The sequence below is a fragment of the Mitsuaria sp. BK037 genome (assembly GCF_014193045.1).
Taxonomy (GTDB): domain Bacteria; phylum Pseudomonadota; class Gammaproteobacteria; order Burkholderiales; family Burkholderiaceae_C; genus Roseateles.
Genome location: NZ_JACHYS010000001.1, coordinates 406,660 through 422,520, shown reverse-complemented (window position 1 = coordinate 422,520; position 15,861 = coordinate 406,660). Strand labels below are relative to the sequence as shown.

Below are 15,861 nucleotides of genomic sequence, written 5' to 3'. Positions count from 1 at the left end.
GGGCTGAGCGCTCCACAAATTCACGTGCGCCCGAGCCCCCTCGGTTTTCCACATGATTTTGTCAATTCGAAAAGCGCAAAATTGACACCATCATGAAAGTCGTTCTCGTCGAAGACTCGCCGCTGGTGCGCAAGCACCTGCTGGCGGCGCTGAAGGAGCAGCCCTTCCTGTCGGTGGTCGGCATTGCTGCGACGGAGGCCGAAGCGCTGTGCACGGTCGGCCTGACGCGGCCGCACGTGGTCGTGCTGGACCTGTCACTGGCTTCGGGATCGGGGCTGGAGGTGTTGCGCAAGCTCCGCATGGCCGGTTTCGGCGGGACCATCCTGGTCCTCAGCAACCGCGAGGCGGAGATCTACGCCCCGCTGTGCGTGCAGAACGGCGCGAACGCCTTCTACGACAAGGGGCGCGAGTTCGAGCGCTTCCTCACCGACCTCAACATGCTGGCCGAGGCGCCCCGCCTCGCCGCCAGCCGGCCGATGACGCTGGGCTCGCTGCATTTGCGTTGAACGCCAGCGCGCGCGTAACGCTCGACTGATTCAATCCCTCGCGCCAGTGCTCCGACAAACTGGCCCCGGAGTTTCAGAATTCCATCCGACCAAAAAGAAAACCCGCTCAAGGCGGGTTTTCTAACTGCTTGATTCACAAGCATTTTGGCGGAGAGGGGGGGATTCGAACCCCCGGTACGGGGTTACCGTACCGTACGCCTGGTTTCGAGTCAGGCCGAATCTCCTTTTAGGTCAACCACTTAGCGTCAGAACGTTTCCGCTAAGCCGTTCAACGATGGACCTGCCGCTCCTCCGACCGCTGATGTACACGGCAGCAGATGCGGAACCGATTCGCTACGCTCCCAACCATGGTCCCGACTTCCCCTTTAGGCTGATCTCGGTCGTTCGCGACTTGGAACTGAGTGACTGGTCTCACCAGGAGCAGTAGTTTGAGCTGAATAGCGATGGCTGGCATGAGCACGCAGGGGAATCGGCCTCGCGCCACGGCCAACTTACGTCGGCGCCCCCTTGTCCTTGCGCTGACGAATGATCGAATTCGCGAATCCTCCGATTTGAGGGGAGTCGCTTTCCGCGCTGAGTCGAACGATCTCCGCCCTGCAGGCAGCGTCAATCTTCAACGCTTGCATTCCCGCTTTCGCCTCCAATGCGTCGATCACCGCGAGCGCTTTGTTGACGTCGAGGAACCCGCCTCGCTGCACCGCGTCACAAGCAATATGCAGCACGTGCTCCGTGGACGCCGAGTCGAGCGAGCCGGCGAAAGTTCCAAGCAGCCGCATTGAGATATTCCTGACCGCAGGATCCGGATGTGTCGCCTCTGGCATCGCCGCCTCAACGGCTGCCTTTGGAGCTCCAGCGTATTGAAGCAACTCCAAGGCCTTCACCTTGATGTCCGGGTTGCATCGCTTGGCTGCGTCGAGAACCGCGGCACGTTCCTCGGCCACGGCGCTCGCGAGCTTGTTTCGAGCTTCGTGAAGACGAGGGTCTTGGTAGTCGAGAGAACCATCCATGCCCACGAACTCTCGTCCGCTGCGTCCCCCTGTCTCATCGAAAACCGATTGCCGCGCACGCTCGAAGGCTTCGATGTCCCGATTGAGCGCTTCCGGAATTCCTTTGCCGTCCACGCATGTCCCCGCATAGCGAGGCGTGTAGCCGCTCGCCGAGAACGCGATCGCATAGGTGGCCTCGTTGTTCGCTCTGGCAATCAGGTTGCAGCTGACGCTGGCTCGCGGGTACTGTTCTCGGACCAGTCGACAAGCGCTGACGAACGCCGGATCCCGGGCCTCATATTGATTGCCAATGACGAGCCGGGTGGTCGAGCGAACGAGGTCCTTGTCAGCACCCTGGATGCCGACAACATCGATGTTCGAGAGCGTGATGCCGAGGGCGGCTGGCGCCCAGAGCAAGGAGATCGTGGTCCCGAGAAAGCTCGCAAGACCGATACGCATTCGAAGCATCATTTCTCCTTCAAGTCTTCGCCAGATCCCGGATCACAGTGTCGCAGTGGCGTGCTCGTTTCGCTCTCGGCTTGCGTCGATCGAAACGATTTCTTTGGTCCGCGGTGCGTTGAGCAGCTCTCGAAGTCGGATTTCCGGAGAGGCGGCATGGTATTTGAAATCGCGATGCGACCGCGCTTCCAAGAAGTTCACGAACATGTCAGTGACAGTAACCTCCGGCGCGCACTGCTCCATCCACATGAACTGCCCTTGCTCATTTACCTCGAAAAACACCCATTCCCCTGACGGCGTTACCGCAAAGTCGAAAGATCCCGTGACGATCCCTAACTCGTCCATAAGTGTGAAGCAAGCATGTTCGACGGCTGCAGGAACCGTGATTGGTTTGATGCCTAACAACTGAGGCTTGGCGGCTCGCCAATCTGTCGTGGATTCAAGCTGCTTCTGTGAGTCAATGGAGATCGCTAGTGCAGCTTTGCCGCAGAAAAATGCGCGCACCTCAAATACTTTGTCAATGCATTCTTGATATATTGCAGGGCACGCTTGAATAAATTGGTTGTCGGGAAGTTGTTCCTTATGGATTCGAGCTGTCAATGTGGAGACATTTGTTGACCCTTCAATCCAGTTCTGAGTTTGAAATGGCTTGACTACCGCATTGATCGATGAGATGAAATCGCGAATCTGCCTAGGATCGTTCGAGATCAATGTCCTAGGAACAGACAATCCCGATTTGCGAGCCATTTTCAGTTGCAGTATCTTGTTGTTTGCGCGCCGCCTCCCGTGCATCGAGTTCACCCAATTGGCATCGCTCCAGCAAGACTCCCAAATCGATCTGTACCAATGGTGCAGCTCTTCGTCTGTCAACTTTTGATCGTACTGGTCCAAGTATTTGGGGGCAACCGGCCATCGCGGACGACGCAACCACACCAAGTCGATGTCACCCACATCGAATTCGGCATCTTGCGTGCGAATCGAGCCATGTAGCGCGTCTAGATTCGACAATGCCAGCGTCGCCACCTGGCTCGAAGGAAAATCGTCGCCGATCCAGCGGACGACTCGATGTCCTCGTTGCTCAAGCGCGGATTGAATGGCGATGGCATGAATGTCCGATGCCAATGAGGGAATCAGAATGTTGCGCATAAAAAAAAGGGCGGCCGCGCCGCCCCTTGTAATCCCAAAGAAATCAGAAGTCCGCAACCGACTTGTCGGTGTCGTTGATCTGCTGATATTCGTCGCGGGTTTGCGTAGATTGCCCCCCGGTGAATCCACCATCATCGGGGCTGAGACCCACACCAGCCTCGGTTCCCCCAGAAACTTCCCTTAGTTGATCCAATGAGATCGGGGTCAGATCCTCGATCGGAAGTTCTTCGGCGACGGCTCGAATTACGATTCGCTTGTTCAAATCATTCCTCCATGTATAAGAGCGGCGACATCGCCGCAAGGTATATGGTGAGCCGATTTGGATCGACTGCAACCTGTAATGGTTGACATTGCGTCGGAACTTCAGCCGTGATAACCGTCAAAATTTATAGTCTTCGCCAGTGCCGAGCGCGTCCAGCACGCGGAAGTCTTCACGTTATCTTTACGCCGCCTTGACTATTGCAGTCATCGGGCTCACTAGTGCAGAGCGATGGAACTCTCCGGTTATTTGAAGCTGCTCGACCGACAAGGATGAAAAATTCCGCTAGGGACGGTCTGCAAAACCTCTCGTCAGCCCGACTGGTGGCTGGGCAGCCGGTATATATGCAGTCATCAGCCGTTTCTACGCCACAGGCGGACAGTCCAGTGACCGCAGTGTGCTATAGACCGGTCGGACAAGACGCTGCATTGACCGACCGAGATCGCTGCATAGCGGACTACGCTTCAGCCTAGAAGCAGACGATCCCCCGCCTTGACGCAAGCATTGGATATGCTCACCCGCCACTACTCCTGGAGGAAGTTCATGTTCGAGAGTTGGGTCAAAACACTACTTGAATCGGCAACTGTCGCCGCGGTCCTCGGCGGCATCGCGATGTTCCTCTTCAAGAGCGCGATTACGGAACGGTTGAAGAACGCGATTAAAGCCGAGTATGACGAAAAGCTTGAGAGTCATAAGGCGCAGCTCCAGGCCTCGAACTCCAAGGAAATCGAAGTCCTGAAAGCGCAGCTCAAAGGCCGAGCGGACCTGGAGTTGGAGCAACTCAAATCAACGCTCCAAGTACAGGCGGCACAACGCAGCCTTGCGTTTGGAAAATTGCACGAACGTCGAGTCGAAGCCATCCATCAGACTTACAAGCTCATCCGGGCGCTTCAACGAGCTGTCGGCCTTTACATTGCTGCCTTTCGGCTTGTGGGGGATGACGGGGAAGCAGACCGATTGAATGCTGTCGTCGCGGCTCACGATGCGCTTCGGAACCACATCGTGGCGAATGCGTTGTTTTTGACCCGTTCCATCTCCGCCAAGGTCGCAGCTTTGGAAGCGGAGTTTCGACGTATCACGAACCAGTTCACGCTGGTCGTTAAGGCTCACGGCGATCAGCCGAACACGAGCCTCTGGATGAAGTTACTTGGCGACTTCGATGGCACGGTCAGTGACGCCGCGAACAGTGTGGAAGAAGAAATGCGCATCGCGTTAGGCGACGAGCCGGCTGACCACGACAGCGACTGAGCGACTTCAAAGCTCCTCAAGGTTCGCCGTCCATTTCGGCCAATGGTTGCCTACTTCCGTGCTGAAGTCAGCAGCAGTCCTCTTCGCTATCGTCTTCGAGCGCCATGGCCGCGATCGCGTTGATCGCCGCGCTCCTGGCCGGTTCGAGCAGCACATGCTCGCCAGCGAGCGGCACACGCGTGACCTAATCGGGACCTTGTTCAGCTCCTCGAAGCGGTGGGTCCAGAAGAACTCGTCGAAGTAGAAGTTCCCGTGGTAGCCCTGCGCCGTGAGCGCATTGGTGCCCAGGAAGTAGATGTGCGCGCCGTTGGACAGCACGATCGGATCACCGAGATCGTCTACCGACGCGTCGGCGAGCTGGTGGACCCGGCTGGTTGAAGATCGAGATGCGGAAACGACGATGCGGAAACGACCGTCGTTTCGGACTTTTAGGCAATAAAAAAGCCAGCGCTGCGGCTGGCTTACTGCGTTGTTTTAAAACGCTTTGCTTGGCGGAGAGGGGGGGATTCGAACCCCCGGTACGGGGTTACCGTACGCCTGATTTCGAGTCAGGTACATTCAACCACTCTGCCACCTCTCCTGATTCGGTGCTCACCGTGGTTGTCAGCGAGTAAGCCTAAGAGTATAGCGAGGTTTTCCAAGCCTTGGCAACAAGTCTTTGGAGATTGTGCGAACGCCGCCGCGCTCCGCGCTGCCTCAGCCCTTCAGGACCGTCAGCCCGCCCAGGTAGGGCTGCAGCACTTCCGGCACGGCGACGCTGCCGTCGGCCTGCTGGTAGTTCTCCAGCACCGCCACCAGCGTCCGCCCCACCGCCAGGCCTGAGCCGTTCAGCGTGTGGACCAGCTCGTTCTTGCCCTGCGCGTTCTTGAAGCGCGCCTGCATGCGGCGGGCCTGGAAGTCGCCCATGTTCGAGCAGGAGCTGATCTCGCGATAGGTGTTCTGCGCCGGCACCCACACCTCCAGGTCATAGGTCTTGGTCGAGCCGAAGCCCATGTCGCCGGCGCACAGCAGCACGGTGCGGTACGGCAGGCCGAGCTTGCGCAGCACCGCCTCGGCGTGGCCGGTCATCTCCTCGAGCGCCTCCATGCTGCGTTCGGGCTGCTCGATGCGCACCATCTCGACCTTGTCGAACTGGTGCTGGCGGATCAGGCCGCGCGTGTCGCGACCGGCCGAACCCGCTTCCGAGCGGAAGCACGGGCTGTGCGCCGTCAGCTTCACCGGCAGCTCCTCGGCCTTCAGCACGCTCTCGCGCACGGTGTTGGTCAGCGAGATCTCCGAGGTCGAGATCAGGTATTGCTCCTGCTGCTCGTCGTCGCCGCCGCGCAGCACCCAGAACATGTCCTCCTTGAACTTGGGCAGCTGGCCGGTGCCCTCCAGGATCTCGCGGTTGACGATGTAGGGCGTGTAGCACTCGGTGTAGCCGTGCTCGGTCGTCTGCACGTCCAGCATGAACTGCGCCAGCGCGCGGTGCAGCCGGGCCGCCGGCCCCTTCAGGAACGCGAAGCGCGATCCCGACAGCTTCGCGCCGGTCTCGAAGTCCAGGCCCAGCGGCGCGCCGAGGTCGACGTGGTCCTTGACCGGGAAATCGAAGCTCCGCGGCGTGCCCCAGCGGCGCACCTCGACGTTGCCGGTCTCGTCCGCCCCGGCCGGCACGCTGGCATGCGGCAGGTTGGGCACGCCCATCAGCATGCCGTTCAGTTCCTGCTGGATCAGCTCCAGCTTGTCCGCGCCTGCCTTGAGCTCGTCGGCGATGCCGCCCACCTCGGCCATCACGGCGCTGGCGTCCTCGCCCTTGCCCTTCAGCATTCCGACCTGCTTGGACAGCTGGTTGCGCCGGGCCTGCAGCTCCTCGGTGCGGGTCTGCACCTGCTTGCGGTCGGCCTCCAGCGCCTTGAAGCGCTCGACGTCCAGGAAGGGTTGCGGGTTCTTGCGCAGCTGCAGGCGCTCGATGACGGCGTCCAGGTCCTTGCGCAGCAGGGTGATGTCCAGCATGGTGTGTCTTTCGTGTCCTGCGCCAGTGGCGGTCCTATGGGGGAGCACCGGCGCTCGAATGGGGGAGTCGGTTCAGGAAGGTCAGCGGGAAGTCAGGCGGCGGCCCCGTAGGGGGACCGGCCGCGGCGATCAAGATCGATCGCTGGTGACCTCGGCCATCGACTTGTCGCCCAGCCCCATCGGCAGCGGGAAGCGCACGTGTTCCTCGACGCCCGGCAGCGTGCGCACCGTCGTCGCGCCCAGTTCGCGCAGCCGCGCGATCACGGCCTGGACCAGCACGTCCGGCGCCGAGGCGCCCGCCGTCAGCCCGACCTTGGAGCGGCCGTCGAGCCACTCGCCCCGCACGTCCTCGGCGGCGTCGACCATGTAGGCCGGCGTGCCCAGACGCTCGGCCAGTTCGCGCAGGCGATTGCTGTTGGAGCTGGTGGGGCTGCCCACCACGACCACCACGTCCACCTGCGGCGCCAGCACCTTCACCGCGTCCTGGCGGTTCTGCGTGGCGTAGCAGATGTCCTGCTTCTTCGGCTCGCGGACCTGCGGGAAATGCCGCTTCACCGCGGCGAGGATCTCGGCCGCGTCGTCCACGCTCAGCGTCGTCTGCGTCACCACCGCCAGCTTCGACGGGTCCTTGACCCGCACGTGCGGCACGTCCGACGCTTCCTCGACCAGGTAGATCCCGTCGCTGAGCTGGCCCATCGTGCCCTCGACCTCGGGGTGGCCCTTGTGGCCGATCATGATGAACTCGTAGCCCTCGCGATGCAGCTTGGCCACCTCGACATGGACCTTGGTCACCAGCGGGCAGGTGGCGTCGAAGACCTGGAAGCCGCGCTGCTGGGCCTCCTTGCGCACCGCCTGGCTGACGCCGTGCGCCGAGAACACCAGCGTCGCGCCCGGAGGCACCTCGGCCAGGTCCTCGATGAAGATCGCGCCCTTGGCCTTGAGGTCGTTGACGACATAGGTGTTGTGCACGATCTCGTGCCGCACATAGATGGGCGCGCCGAACTTCTTCAGCGCGCGCTCGACGATCTCGATCGCGCGGTCCACGCCGGCGCAGAAGCCGCGAGGCTCCGCCAGCACGATGTCCTTGTCCATGGTCACGTCCGTCATCACAGCACCCCGATCAGCTGCACCTCGAAGCTGACGGGCTGTCCCGCCAACGGGTGGTTGAAGTCGAACAACAGCCAGTCCTCGCCGAGCTCGCGCACGACACCGGCGTACTGCCCCTGCCCGTCCGGCGTCGGGAACTGCACGACGTCCCCGACGCGGTACTGCTCGTCCGGATCGCCCAGTTCGCGCATCAGGCTGCGCTTGACGCGCTGCAGCAGCTCCGGGTTGCGCTCGCCGAAGGCCTCGCCGGGCGCCAGTTCGACGCGGGTGTGCGTGCCCTCGGCCAGGCCGATCAGCCGGGCCTCGATCGCGGGCGCGAGCTCGCCGGCGCCCAGCGTCAGCGTGGCCGGCAGCTTGTCGGCGAAGGTGTTGATCAGGTCCTGGCCGTCCGGCCCGCTCAGCCGGTAATGCAGGGTCAGGAAGGATCCTGGTTGAACGAGGTTCACTAGTCAGGGGGATTTTGGGAAACGAAGCGCGATTTTAGGCTGGAGCGCCGTGGTCCTTCCTCCGAGTCCCGCCATGACCGTTCTCGCCGTGTCTTCCTCCCCGTCCGCCGCTACCGCCGCTACCGCCGCTGCCGCCGGCCGCGCCGGCTCCGCCATCGCCGCCCTGCCGCCCGAGACGCGCCCGCGGGAGAAGCTCGTCGCCCTGGGGCCGTCCGCCCTGGCCGACGCCGAGCTGCTCGCCATCCTGCTGCGCACCGGCCTGCCGGGCCGCTCCGTCCTGCGCCTGTCGCGCGACGTGCTGGACGAGTGCGGCGGCTTCCGCGGGCTGCTGCGCGAACCCGCCGCCGCGCTGGCCGGCATCAAGGGGCTGGGGCCGGCCAAGCGCGCCACGCTGCTGGCGGTGCTGGAGATCGCCCGGCGCGCGTTCCGCGACGCCCTGACCGACGGACCGGTCTTCGAGTCCGCCCAGGCGGTGCGCGACTACCTGCGGCTCGAGTACGACGCGCGCCGCGCCGAGTGCTTCGCCGTGATGTTCCTCGACATCCAGCATCGGCTGATCGCCCTGGAGACGCTGTTCCACGGCACCCTTTCCCATACCATTGCCTATCCCCGGGAGGTGGTGAAGCGCGCGCTGACCCTGGACGCCGCTGCCGTCGTCCTGGTGCACAACCACCCCTCGGGCCGCACCGATCCATCGCCGCAGGACGTCCAGCTGACGCGCGCGATGATCGAGTCGCTGGCCCTGGTCGACGTGAAGGTGCTGGACCACTTCATCGTCGGCGCGGGCCAGCCCGCTTCGATGACCGACCTGGGCCTGCTGTGACCGACCGACTGCGCAGCCTGCAAGACCTGCAGACGCTGCACCGAGAACTGAAGCTCCGCCAACGCGCGGAAGAGGAACGCCGCGAGCGCGAGGCCGCGCTGGCGCGGCTGCGCGAGCAGGAGGCCCGCGTCTTCGAGCTCACCGTCGGCCCGGTCGTGCCGCTGCCCGATCCGAACCGCGCGATCCTGCGCCACGGCCGGCCCGAGCCCGAGCCGCGCCAGCGCGAACTCGACGAGCAGAGAGCCTGGCAACAGGCGCTGTCGGACGACTTCGACGTGGACTCGCTGCTGGAGACCGACGAGACGCTGTCCTTCCGCCGGCCGGAGATCTCGGCCGAGTCGGTGCGCAAGCTCAGACGGGGCCACTGGGCGCTGCAGGCGCAGATCGACCTGCACGGCCTGCGGCGCGACCAGGCCCGCGAGGCCCTGGGCCAGTTCATCCACGACAGCGCCCGGCGCGGCCTGCGCTGCGTGCGCGTCGTGCATGGCAAGGGCAACGGCTCGCCCGGGCGCGAGCCCGTGCTCAAGGCGCGGGTGCGGCGCTGGCTGGTGCAGAAGCAGGAAGTGCTGGCCTTCGTGCAGGCCCGCGCCAGCGATGGCGGAGCCGGGGCGCTGATGGTCCTGCTGAACGCGACCTGAGGGTCGGCGCCGTGGCCGGCGCTTCGTTCCTGTGGGGGATTCCGGGCGGCGGAGCGCCGCCGCGGTCAGTGCAGCATCAGGCTGCTGTAAGGCGAGACCGGCGTGGTGAAGGCCATCAGCAGGCGCTCGGGACGGAACTCGCCGACCGAGTCGGCGCCCTGCCAGTGGGTCTCGATCGCGTGCTCCAGGCCCTTGAGCACGCAGAAGGACATGAAGGCGTGCTCGGCGTCCTCGCCGTCCATGTCGACGTGCTGCAGGCGGACGCAGGCGGCGCGCAGGAAGTTGAGCATCTGCATCGGGCTGTCCGTGTCCGGGCAGAAGCCGGCGCAGACCTCGATGTCTTCCCGGGCGTCTTCGGACAGCCACAGGCGGCCGTCGTCGATCCGGACATGCATCAGGTCGGGATTGGCTTCGATGCCGACCTCATCGTCGTGGAACAGCGTGGACATGATGGATGCGACAGTAGACGAAGCCGCCCGCGCCGTGTTCACCGCCAGCCCGTCGTGGCCGGCATCGGTGTCAGATATGCACGCTGGTCGCGTCGTTTACATCATTTCAGCCCGCCGGCAAGCGAACCGGACCGTCCCCAACGCCACGCGGCGCCGACCGGCGCGGCCTCAGACGTTGCGCATCCAGTCCGCCGTGTGGGCGAAGGAGGCGGCCAGCCGCCGCTGCAGCTCGGCGTCGAGTTCGCACTCGGCCATCGCCTGCGTCATGGCGGCCATCCACTGGTCGCGCTCGGCGATGCCGATGCGATACGGCATGTGGCGCGCGCGCAGCCGCGGGTGTCCGAAGCGTTCGACGAAGTGGTCGGGACCGCCGAGCCAGCCGCACAGGAACCAGAACAGCTTGTCGCGCGAGCCGTCCAGCGTCGTCGGATGGATCGCGCGCAGCTGCGCGAAGCGCGGCTCCAGGTCCATCAGGTCATAGAAGCGGTCGACCAATCGCCGCACGGCGTCCTCGCCACCGACCCACTCGAAGGGGGTGGCGGGCGCAGCCGTCGGGGGGACCGCGGTGCCGTCGGCGGCACCGGTCTCGGGGGAATCGGACATCGGGGAGGGAGCGCTGAAAGAAGCGCTGAAATGGGGCGCTGGAAGCGGGAAAGGTTCAGGGATGCCCGGCCGATTGTTCCAGCAACTTCGCGGCCAGCCCGCGGATGCCCTGCGCCGCGTCGCACCCGGGGTAATGTTCCAGCAGCAGCTGGCGCTTGAGCACCGCCTGCCGGACCATCGGATCGTTCTTGACCTCGCCGAGCAGTTCCAGCTTGAAGGTCTGGCCCGGCGTCGGGCCGACGAAGCGCTGCAGCACCTGCTGCAGCTGGCCGCAGATCAGCTTGCCCTCGCCCGGCCGGTTGGCCTGGTTCAAGATGAGCCGCACCTGGCGGCGCTCCTGCTGCGTCGCCAGCACCTTGATGGTGGCGTACGCGTCCGTGAGCGAGGTCGGCTCCGGCGTCGCGACAACCAGCACGTCATGCGCCATCGAGACGGCGAACAGCACCACGTCGGAGATGCCCGCGCCGGTGTCCAGCAGCACGTAGTCGAAGCGCGGCCGCACCACCTCGAGGATGTGCAGCAGCTTGTCCCGCACATCGGGCGTGAGCCGCGAATACTCCACCATGCCCGAGCCCGCCAGCAGCACATGGAAGCCACCGGGCGCCGGCAGGATGGCCTGCTCCAGGGTGCAGCGCTCGGTGAAGACGTCGTGCAGCGTGAGCTTGGGATGCAGGTTCAGCACCACATCGAGATTGGCCAGGCCGAGGTCGGCGTCCAGCACCAGCACGCGCTCGCCGCGCGCGGCCAGGGCCGCCGCCAGGTTGGCGGTGACGAAGGTCTTGCCCACGCCGCCCTTGCCGCTCGTGACGGCCAAGGTGCGAGCGCCTCCGCGGGCCTGGGGTGCAGCAGGAGCTGTTGTCATGCTCATTCACTATCCTGTTGCGTTACGGCGAACAACATGCCCTTTTCCTCGGCGCTCACCAGCGAGTCCACGTGGCTCTCCAGGCAGGCGCGATTGCGGCCCTCGGCCTTGGCGCGGTAGAGCTGGCGGTCAGCCCGCTCCGTCCAGATCAGCGTCGACGAGCGCACCCACTGCGGCGCGAACGCCCCGCCGATGCTGATCGTGCAGGTCAGCGGCGGCTGGCCGCCGCCCAGGCTGATGGCCAGCGCCTGCACCCGTTGCCGGATGCGCTCGGCCACGACCACACCGAACGAGGTCGGGCAGTTGGGCAGGATGATGGCGAACTCCTCGCCGCCGATCCGCGCCACCGTGTCCATCGGACGCACCGTCTGCGCGATCGACTGCGCGACCGCGCGGATCACCAGGTCGCCGGCCGCGTGGCCGTGCTGGTCGTTGACCGCCTTGAAGTGGTCGATGTCCAGCATCAGCAGCAGGGCCGGTTCGCCGGAACGCGCCACCCGATCGACCTCGCGCCCCAGCGCCATCTCGAAGCTGCGGCGGTTGACCAGGCCGGTCAGCGCGTCCTTGCTCGAGAGGTCGCACAGCGCGTCGACGATGCCTTGCAGCCACGGCTCCGAATAGGGCTCGGCGTCGGGCAGCATCGCGCCGGCCTGCTGCAGCAGCTGCAGGGCCAGATCCAGGCGCAGCTGGTGCGCGGCAATGAGACTGTGCGGTGCGTCCAAGGTGGGAAGGGGCAATTTCCGGCGCAGTCTAGCGGCTTCCCTCTCTAATGAGCGTGCAGAAATGAGGGGTTCCCCCCACCTCTTTCACAGATCAAAGAGACCAAACACAATCAAACTAACGATTGCCGACAATGGCGGCCATCCGGTGCTACGGCATCTCACCTCCGAAGAAGTCCAAACAGCCTCATGCGCCCAGGTCAACCGGTCTCGTTCGCGGCCCCGTCCCCGGTCGAGGCGATCGATCACGAGTTCAGCTTCAGCCGCGCCGACTTCGAACGCGTGCGCCAGCTGATCTACCAGCACGCCGGCATCTCGCTGCACGACGGCAAGCATGCGATGGTCTACAGCCGGCTGTCGCGCCGGCTGCGCGACACCGGCCATCGCAGCTTCGCCGACTACCTCCAATGGCTGGAGGGCGTCAGCGGCCCGCAAGGCGACCAGGAGTGGCAGGAGTTCGTGAACTGCCTGACCACCAACCTGACGTCGTTCTTCCGCGAGGACCACCACTTCGTCTCGCTCAACGACGACCTCAAGGCGCTGACCGGCAAGCCGATCCGCATCTGGTGCTGCGCGGCCTCCACCGGCGAGGAGCCCTACTCCATCGCGATGACCTGCCAGGAGTCGCTGGGCCCGAGCTCCGGCGTGCAGATCATCTCCAGCGACATCGACACCAACGTGCTCAACACCGCGCGTCGCGGCGTCTACGCGGCCGAATCGCGCGGGCTCTCGCCGCAGCGGCTCAAGCAGTTCTTCCTGCGCGGCACCGGCGCCAACGAGGGCCGCATCCGCGTCAAGCCCGAGCTGGCCAAGATGATCGAGTTCAGGACGCTGAACCTCATGCACACCTCGTGGTCGCTGGGCGATCCCTTCCACGTCGTGTTCTGCCGCAACGTCATGATCTATTTCGATGCGCCGACGCAGCGCAAGGTGCTGGAGCGCATCCACAAGGTGATGCGTCCGGGCGGGCTGCTGTTCGTCGGGCATTCCGAGAACTTCACCGATTCCCGCGATCTCTTCCGCCTGCGCGGCAAGACGATCTACGAACGCGTTTAACGGAACACCCTCATGACCCTGCCTTCCGCCTCCTCCGCGATGCAGCAAAGCGCGGCGCTGGCCAGCGCCGGCGCGGCGCGCGTGGCCCAGCTCAAGACGGTGTCCCGCAAGAATGGCGAGGCCTCGTTCTTCTTCTACGACGCGCACTTCAAGAACGCCGCGGTCAAGGTCCTGCCCGGCGAGTACTTCGTCGACAACGACGACCTGCTGGTGATGACGACGCTGGGGTCGTGCATCGCCGCCTGCCTGTGGGACCGCCACGCGCAGATCGGCGGCATGAACCACTTCATGCTGCCCGAGGGGCATGGCGACTCGGGCCGCTACGGCTCCTTCGCGATGGAACTGCTGATCAACGAAATGATGAAGCGCGGCGCCGCCAAGAGCCGCATGGAGGCCAAGATCTTCGGCGGCGGCGCGGTGATCTCGGGCATGAACACGATCAACGTCGGCGAGCGCAACACCAACTTCGTCATCGACTTCCTGAAGCTGGAGCGCATCCCCATCGTGTCCAAGGACGTGATGGACGTGTACCCGCGCAAGGTCTGTTTCCTTCCGAAGAGCGGCAAGGCGATGGTCAAGCGCCTGGCGCCGACCAACACCGATGCGCTGGTGCAGCAGGACAAGGCCGCCGCGCAGCGGGCCCAGCCGGTGGCGAGCACCGGCGGCTCGATCGATCTGTTCTGAGACGGCAGCGGCCGGAAGTACCGAGGAGTAAGCAGCAATGGCCAAGACCACCGTCGTTGTCGTGGACGATTCCGCGCTGGTGCGCAGCATCCTGACCGAGATCATCAACCGCCAGCCCGACATGCAGTGCATCGGCGCGGCCAGCGATCCGCTCGCGGCGCGCGAGATGATCCGCAACCTCAACCCGGACGTGATCACGCTGGACGTCGAGATGCCGAAGATGGACGGCCTGGACTTCCTGCAGCGGCTGATGCGGCTGCGGCCGATGCCGGTCGTGATGGTGTCCACGCTGACCGAGCGCGGCGCCGAGGTCACGCTCAAGGCGCTGGAGCTGGGCGCGGTGGACTTCGTGGCCAAGCCCAAGATTGGCGTGGCCGACGGCATCCGCGCGCTGGCGCAGGACATCACGGACAAGATCCGCATCGCCGCCAAGGCGCACATCCGCCGCCTGAACGCGCCCGCGCCGGCCGCGGCGCCGGGCGCCCCCGCCGCCGCGGGTGGCGCGACGCCGCCGCTCAAGCCGGCCTCGCCGATCGCCAACCTGGGCCGGCTGTCGACCGAGAAGATCATCTTCATCGGCGCCTCCACCGGCGGCACGGAGGCGACCAAGGACGTGCTGATCAACCTGCCGGCGGACTGCCCCGCGGTCTGCATCACGCAGCACATGCCGCCGGGCTTCACCCGCAGCTACGCGGCGCGGCTGGACGGCCTGTGCAAGATCCGCGTCAAGGAAGCGCAGGACGGCGAGCGCATCCTGCCCGGCCACGGCTACATCGCGCCGGGGGGCATGCACTTCAGCGTGGAGCGCTCGGGCGCCAACTACATCGCGCGCGTGCAGGACGGCGATCCGGTCAACCGGCACAAGCCGTCGGTGGAGGTGCTGTTCAACTCGGCGGCGCGGGTGGTCGGCCAGAACGCGCTGGGCATCATGCTCACCGGCATGGGCGCCGATGGCGCCAAGGCGATGAAGACGATGAAGGACGCCGGCTCCTACAACTTCGTCCAGGACGAGGCGACCTGCGTCGTCTTCGGCATGCCGCGCGAGGCGATCAACGCCGGCGCCGCCGACGAGGTGCTGCCGCTGCAGCAGATCGCCACGCGGCTGATCGAGCGGCTGCGCAGCACCGCGGGTATGTCGCTGAACCGGGTTTGACGAGTCTGACGGCTTTGACGGATGCGGGCCGCGACGGCCTCGCTCCACAGCCAACGGGCGCCGACGAGGCGCCCGTTTGCATTGCCGTTGCCGCTCACGGCAGGCCGGCGGAGGTCCATCCCGCAGGGCCCGGCCTCACCGGCCGCGTCCGGGCTTGGCGTCGTCCGTCCGGTCCGCGACGGGCAGCGCGCGGGCCGTCCCCGCCACCGCCGTCGCTCGGTCATTGCCCGCGGCGACCAGCAAGGCCCGGCGCTCGGCCTGCGCGCGGGCCTGCTGCTGCGCCTCCTGCTTGGCCAGCCGCTGCTCGCGCGCGGCGATCTGCAATTCGGCATTGACGTCGTTGAAGGCGTTGGCGTTCGAGACCAGCGCCAGCGCCGAGACGATCGCGATCAACACGGTCAGCGCCGGACCGATCACCGGGAAGCGCGTCCAGGGGGAATAGGCGTAGCACGGCAGTTCCGGCGTGAGTCGGGCCGGTCGGCCGCTGGCGGCCAGGGCGGCCGCGCAGGACGAGGCGGCTCGGGCGACGGCCTGATGCGCGGCGCGGACCGGCGCGGCAGTGCGTGAACAGGCCGGCGAGCGAGCGGCAAAGGCGGTCGGGAAACGGGGCGTGATGTCGGGCTCGTTCATGGTCGTTCCTTCGTTCATCGGGGTCGGTCGGGGGTGAATGCTGGTAATCCTAGGTGCCCAACCAGCGCGCTCCAAACGCTATATCCTTGCCTCCT

At 65.1% G+C, this 15,861-nt stretch carries 18 protein-coding genes, 2 tRNA genes and 1 pseudogene; 7 read left to right on the top strand and 14 right to left on the bottom strand.

The window, feature by feature from the left end; all coding sequences use genetic code 11:
- Positions 1 to 92: 92 nt before the first annotated feature.
- Positions 93 to 506, top strand: a complete 414-nt coding sequence (locus FHT37_RS01870; RefSeq protein WP_099861889.1) for a response regulator — start codon at positions 93 to 95, stop codon at positions 504 to 506.
- A 145-nt stretch (positions 507 to 651) separates the two neighbouring features.
- Here the strand turns inward: FHT37_RS01870 and FHT37_RS01865 are convergent.
- From FHT37_RS01865 to FHT37_RS01850, 4 genes are all read right to left on the bottom strand, one after another.
- Positions 652 to 764 (bottom strand) — tRNA-Ser (locus FHT37_RS01865).
- 233 nt (positions 765 to 997) lie between these two features.
- Entirely contained in the window at positions 998 to 1,960 is a 963-nt protein-coding gene (locus tag FHT37_RS01860) for a hypothetical protein (RefSeq protein ID WP_183478600.1), read from the bottom strand.
- Positions 1,961 to 1,993: 33 nt separating this feature from the next.
- Positions 1,994 to 3,097, bottom strand: a complete 1,104-nt coding sequence (locus tag FHT37_RS01855) for an MvdC/MvdD family ATP grasp protein (RefSeq protein WP_221210946.1) — start codon at positions 3,095 to 3,097, stop codon at positions 1,994 to 1,996.
- A gap of 43 nt (positions 3,098 to 3,140) precedes the next feature.
- Positions 3,141 to 3,359 carry a hypothetical protein gene (locus FHT37_RS01850; RefSeq protein WP_183478598.1) on the bottom strand — a complete coding sequence of 73 codons (219 nt, stop codon included), beginning with the start codon at positions 3,357 to 3,359 and terminating at the stop codon, positions 3,141 to 3,143.
- A gap of 489 nt (positions 3,360 to 3,848) precedes the next feature.
- On the opposite strand from FHT37_RS01850, the gene FHT37_RS01845 reads away from it, so the two are divergent.
- Positions 3,849 to 4,604 carry a hypothetical protein gene (locus FHT37_RS01845; protein ID WP_183478597.1) on the top strand — a complete coding sequence of 252 codons (756 nt, stop codon included), beginning with the start codon at positions 3,849 to 3,851 and terminating at the stop codon, positions 4,602 to 4,604.
- 192 nt (positions 4,605 to 4,796) lie between these two features.
- Here FHT37_RS01845 and FHT37_RS01840 read toward each other — a convergent pair.
- The 5 genes and pseudogenes from FHT37_RS01840 to FHT37_RS01820 form a co-directional block, all read right to left on the bottom strand.
- Positions 4,797 to 4,937: pseudogene (locus FHT37_RS01840) on the bottom strand (terminase large subunit domain-containing protein); the annotation flags it as partial.
- 156 nt (positions 4,938 to 5,093) lie between these two features.
- Positions 5,094 to 5,184 (bottom strand) — tRNA-Ser (locus FHT37_RS01835).
- 116 nt (positions 5,185 to 5,300) lie between these two features.
- Entirely contained in the window at positions 5,301 to 6,596 is a 1,296-nt protein-coding gene (gene serS, locus FHT37_RS01830) for a serine--tRNA ligase (protein WP_183478596.1), read from the bottom strand.
- 129 nt (positions 6,597 to 6,725) lie between these two features.
- Positions 6,726 to 7,703 (bottom strand): 4-hydroxy-3-methylbut-2-enyl diphosphate reductase, encoded by a 978-nt coding sequence (ispH, locus tag FHT37_RS01825; RefSeq protein WP_255489468.1) that lies wholly within the window; start codon positions 7,701 to 7,703, stop codon positions 6,726 to 6,728.
- Complete coding sequence (locus FHT37_RS01820; protein WP_183478595.1) at positions 7,703 to 8,149, bottom strand: FKBP-type peptidyl-prolyl cis-trans isomerase; 447 nt, start codon at positions 8,147 to 8,149, stop codon at positions 7,703 to 7,705. The genes ispH and FHT37_RS01820 overlap by 1 nt, the downstream gene beginning before the upstream one ends.
- A gap of 154 nt (positions 8,150 to 8,303) precedes the next feature.
- Between FHT37_RS01820 and radC the strand changes: the two genes are divergently transcribed.
- Entirely contained in the window at positions 8,304 to 8,972 is a 669-nt protein-coding gene (gene radC / locus FHT37_RS01815) for a RadC family protein (RefSeq protein WP_409072701.1), read from the top strand.
- Positions 8,969 to 9,610, top strand: coding sequence for a Smr/MutS family protein (locus tag FHT37_RS01810; RefSeq protein ID WP_183478593.1), 642 nt, complete (start codon positions 8,969 to 8,971; stop codon positions 9,608 to 9,610). The genes radC and FHT37_RS01810 overlap by 4 nt, the downstream gene beginning before the upstream one ends.
- A 65-nt stretch (positions 9,611 to 9,675) precedes the next feature.
- On the opposite strand, the gene FHT37_RS01805 is transcribed toward FHT37_RS01810, so the two are convergent.
- From FHT37_RS01805 to FHT37_RS01790, 4 genes are all read right to left on the bottom strand, one after another.
- Positions 9,676 to 10,059 carry a hypothetical protein gene (locus FHT37_RS01805; protein WP_091723272.1) on the bottom strand — a complete coding sequence of 128 codons (384 nt, stop codon included), beginning with the start codon at positions 10,057 to 10,059 and terminating at the stop codon, positions 9,676 to 9,678.
- Positions 10,060 to 10,227: 168 nt separating this feature from the next.
- Positions 10,228 to 10,662: a group II truncated hemoglobin gene (locus FHT37_RS01800; RefSeq protein ID WP_183478592.1), complete on the bottom strand. Its 435-nt coding sequence runs from the start codon at positions 10,660 to 10,662 to the stop codon at positions 10,228 to 10,230.
- A 55-nt stretch (positions 10,663 to 10,717) separates the two neighbouring features.
- Positions 10,718 to 11,524, bottom strand: a complete 807-nt coding sequence (locus tag FHT37_RS01795; protein WP_183481141.1) for a MinD/ParA family protein — start codon at positions 11,522 to 11,524, stop codon at positions 10,718 to 10,720.
- 2 nt (positions 11,525 to 11,526) lie between these two features.
- Positions 11,527 to 12,246, bottom strand: coding sequence for a GGDEF domain-containing protein (locus tag FHT37_RS01790; protein WP_404932442.1), 720 nt, complete (start codon positions 12,244 to 12,246; stop codon positions 11,527 to 11,529).
- Positions 12,247 to 12,432: 186 nt separating this feature from the next.
- Here FHT37_RS01790 and FHT37_RS01785 point away from each other — a divergent pair, with 186 nt between their 5' ends.
- From FHT37_RS01785 to FHT37_RS01775, 3 genes are read left to right on the top strand one after another with little or no spacing between them, the layout of a single operon-like run.
- Positions 12,433 to 13,299, top strand: coding sequence for a CheR family methyltransferase (locus FHT37_RS01785; RefSeq protein WP_091723268.1), 867 nt, complete (start codon positions 12,433 to 12,435; stop codon positions 13,297 to 13,299).
- Positions 13,300 to 13,311: 12 nt separating this feature from the next.
- Positions 13,312 to 13,983, top strand: coding sequence for a chemoreceptor glutamine deamidase CheD (cheD, locus tag FHT37_RS01780; protein ID WP_091723265.1), 672 nt, complete (start codon positions 13,312 to 13,314; stop codon positions 13,981 to 13,983).
- Positions 13,984 to 14,020: 37 nt separating this feature from the next.
- Entirely contained in the window at positions 14,021 to 15,136 is a 1,116-nt protein-coding gene (locus FHT37_RS01775; RefSeq protein ID WP_183478591.1) for a chemotaxis response regulator protein-glutamate methylesterase, read from the top strand.
- A 135-nt stretch (positions 15,137 to 15,271) separates the two neighbouring features.
- On the opposite strand, the gene FHT37_RS01770 is transcribed toward FHT37_RS01775, so the two are convergent.
- The gene (locus FHT37_RS01770; protein ID WP_183478590.1) at positions 15,272 to 15,766 is read right to left on the bottom strand and encodes a hypothetical protein; all 495 of its coding nucleotides are present in this window, start codon (positions 15,764 to 15,766) and stop codon (positions 15,272 to 15,274) included.
- Positions 15,767 to 15,861 lie beyond the last annotated feature (95 nt).

What these genes read in the sequence shown, in the direction of transcription:
- FHT37_RS01785 (WP_091723268.1), top strand. Translation starts at nt 12,433, where the DNA reads ATGCGCCCAGGTCAACCGGTCTCGTTCGCGGCCCCGTCCCCGGTCGAG.
- cheD (WP_091723265.1), top strand. Translation starts at nt 13,312, where the DNA reads ATGACCCTGCCTTCCGCCTCCTCCGCGATGCAGCAAAGCGCGGCGCTG.
- FHT37_RS01795 (WP_183481141.1), bottom strand. Translation starts at nt 11,524, where the DNA reads ATGACAACAGCTCCTGCTGCACCCCAGGCCCGCGGAGGCGCTCGCACC.
- FHT37_RS01800 (WP_183478592.1), bottom strand. Translation starts at nt 10,662, where the DNA reads ATGTCCGATTCCCCCGAGACCGGTGCCGCCGACGGCACCGCGGTCCCC.
- FHT37_RS01860 (WP_183478600.1), bottom strand. Translation starts at nt 1,960, where the DNA reads ATGCTTCGAATGCGTATCGGTCTTGCGAGCTTTCTCGGGACCACGATC.
- FHT37_RS01770 (WP_183478590.1), bottom strand. Translation starts at nt 15,766, where the DNA reads ATGAACGAGCCCGACATCACGCCCCGTTTCCCGACCGCCTTTGCCGCT.
- serS (WP_183478596.1), bottom strand. Translation starts at nt 6,596, where the DNA reads ATGCTGGACATCACCCTGCTGCGCAAGGACCTGGACGCCGTCATCGAG.
- FHT37_RS01805 (WP_091723272.1), bottom strand. Translation starts at nt 10,059, where the DNA reads ATGTCCACGCTGTTCCACGACGATGAGGTCGGCATCGAAGCCAATCCC.
- ispH (WP_255489468.1), bottom strand. Translation starts at nt 7,703, where the DNA reads ATGACGGACGTGACCATGGACAAGGACATCGTGCTGGCGGAGCCTCGC.
- FHT37_RS01870 (WP_099861889.1), top strand. Translation starts at nt 93, where the DNA reads ATGAAAGTCGTTCTCGTCGAAGACTCGCCGCTGGTGCGCAAGCACCTG.
- FHT37_RS01775 (WP_183478591.1), top strand. Translation starts at nt 14,021, where the DNA reads ATGGCCAAGACCACCGTCGTTGTCGTGGACGATTCCGCGCTGGTGCGC.
- FHT37_RS01855 (WP_221210946.1), bottom strand. Translation starts at nt 3,097, where the DNA reads ATGCGCAACATTCTGATTCCCTCATTGGCATCGGACATTCATGCCATC.